The following is a 2,410-nucleotide window of genomic DNA, read 5'->3' as shown; positions in this document are numbered from 1 at the left end:
CACTACTAGCCAATCACTTGACTAGCAGGGCTTACTGATATATTTAATTAACTTTCGTTATAATTGGTTAAATAAATCGTAACAGTTAGTTACCCCTTATTATGTATTTATGCAAAACATACATTGGTAAATAAAATCGAACGTACATTCCCATAAGTGTATTTTCTATAAAAACGATAAGTTTGTCAATTATCTACGTTCTTATTTCTTTTTAAATAATGCTGTCCAAAGAAATGATTCTCCAAACATAGTATTTGGTTGGTCAATTTGCTTCATCTTTCTAATCTCGATCACCTTAAACTCGTCAAATATCTCTCTTAATTTTTCTTCTGAATATACAAGGCCACCTTGTAAACTCCACCCTCTATATACGTCCCAATCCGTTATTTCTGATCCATTTCGCTCATCTAAATCACCTGCTGCAAAACATGTTAATGCAAAATAACCACCTGATTTCAATGAGTTTTTAATTAAATTCACATAATTTATTCTCCTATGCGGTGGAATATGATGTAAACAGCCCGAATCGTACACAAAATCAAAATCATTTTGACACTCTAGATTAAAAATCGAATTACAAATAAAATCAATTTCTATTCCTTTTGCTAACGCCCTCTCTTTTGCCCAATTAATGCCCTCTATAGATAAATCCACTGCGGTTACATCGAATCCTTCAGTCGCTAAATAAATTGCATTTCTTCCTGGGCCACATCCAAGCTCTAATACTTTCCCTTTAGAAATCCATTCTTTTTGTATATAGGAAACTAGATTTTCATCTGGAACATTTTCAAAAAACGGAACATCTTTTTCTCTATTCGTATAAAATTCATTCCAAAACGGTTCTGCTGGTCTTAATAATGAATCAAGCATTTTAATAATATCTTCTTGCGTGTGCAACACTTCATTTTTCATTTGTACCCCTCCAAAATTTAATAGTCAGAAAATTATTATATATCTTTTTGAACTTTCAGACAAAGAAAAAACCTCCTACATTTCTTTGTCTTAAACATGCGAGATATCATCAAGAAAAACTACAGAACATCAGAAGAATAGGAGTTGATACATATGTGGTAAAGATTTAAAAACTATACATATTCATCAAAAGAATTAAAGTTCATGCTTTGGTTATTTGGTATTACTTGTTTTGTACACTAGGTCGCTTTCTTTGGCGGACTATTTTCTTCTGAATTTCTATGGTTTAAAGGTCTTTGCGCTATTGCAGCACTATTAGTTTTTATGGATGTTAAGCGGAAAATCAATAAGTATAAGGTAGTATTGTGAAAGGGAGCCACTACAGGTTCTTTTTCTCTGTTCAAAATAAAAAAGTAGCTGTTAGGCTACTTAAAGTTTGTCTTATCACCAAATAAAATGATATATATATTTTCATCAACCCCAGCAACCCTAGCAAATTTCATCACGTCAGCACCCTGAAGGAAATACATTGTTAGCATAACTGGCACCCGTGACTACATAAACCGATAAAGCTCATTCACTCTTTGCTTAGTCGTAACAATTAAATCATTCGCAAGTCCATTAATCCACGCAGAGGTTCTAACTGAAGTAAACGGAAGATTTTTCCCATTAACTACTATTCTCGCCATAATATGTGTTATATCCACACCGATACCCTCATTCCAAGAATCAAATCTGTTTCCCATATTTACATAAGTATTCGATGCTATAAGAAATGTTTAAAATGCTTTTTTATTAAAATAAAAGCAGCGGATTCGCTACTTTTATTTTTTTAAATCTTCAAGATTTATATATATCTTTGGATGTTCGTTTTTAAACACATTTTCATGCCATACATCATCTACGTCCAGCCTTGACTGCTTATTGTTATATTCATTCACATCACCACTTCTATTGAACCATTCTGGATTCCTATGAACGTAACGGTAAATAAACTTTCTTGCTTCTTTTAATGAGTTAAATTCTCCAAATTTCTGCAACTCGACTTTTAATTGTTCTTCAGCCATTTGCCCCTCTGGGGAGAAATAATCTTTTTTAATAATTTCCTTTATGTCACTTATGAATCTAGTAGAGAAAATACTAAACTCAATAAGAAACACAAAAGCCACTATACAAATGTGAAGTGAACCCCGAAAGTTAGACAGGTCGTTTCATTAGGCAGGCTCTAGGGTATGAGCCCGGTATTGTACTGGGCTCATACCCTTTAATTTTGCCTTAATTCTTTTATGATTATAGTATTCTATATACTTTGCTAATTCTTGTTTGAAATGTGTTATACTTTCAAATTCTTTTCGATACAGAAATTCCGATTTCATGATACCGAAGAAATTTTCAATAACGGCATTGTCATAACAGTTTCCTTTGCGAGACATACTTTGAGTTATGCCACAATTCTTAAGAGAATGACGGTATTGTTTCATTTGATAGTGCCAACCTT

General features: G+C 32.7%; 3 protein-coding genes and 1 pseudogene. All 4 read right to left on the bottom strand.

The genetic code is table 11. The features are described 5' to 3' along the window. Positions 1-201 precede the first annotated feature (201 nt). Complete coding sequence (locus C4S65_RS14945; protein WP_061665805.1) at positions 202-912, bottom strand: class I SAM-dependent methyltransferase; 711 nt, start codon at positions 910-912, stop codon at positions 202-204. A gap of 444 nt (positions 913-1,356) precedes the next feature. Continuing rightward, a pseudogene (locus tag C4S65_RS35185) lies at positions 1,357-1,658 on the bottom strand (hypothetical protein). A 78-nt stretch (positions 1,659-1,736) separates the two neighbouring features. Next, the gene (locus C4S65_RS14930) at positions 1,737-1,979 is read right to left on the bottom strand and encodes a hypothetical protein (RefSeq protein ID WP_061665807.1); all 243 of its coding nucleotides are present in this window, start codon (positions 1,977-1,979) and stop codon (positions 1,737-1,739) included. A 147-nt stretch (positions 1,980-2,126) separates the two neighbouring features. Continuing rightward, positions 2,127-2,410, bottom strand: a 284-nt coding sequence (locus tag C4S65_RS14925) for an IS3 family transposase (protein ID WP_142391537.1), incomplete at its 5' end; no start/stop codon positions are given.

The sequence above is a fragment of the Bacillus sp. ok061 genome (assembly GCF_900108285.1).
GTDB classification, from domain to species: Bacteria; Bacillota; Bacilli; order Bacillales; family Bacillaceae_G; genus Bacillus_A; species Bacillus_A thuringiensis_S.
This window is presented reverse-complemented; position numbering and strand designations above follow the sequence as displayed.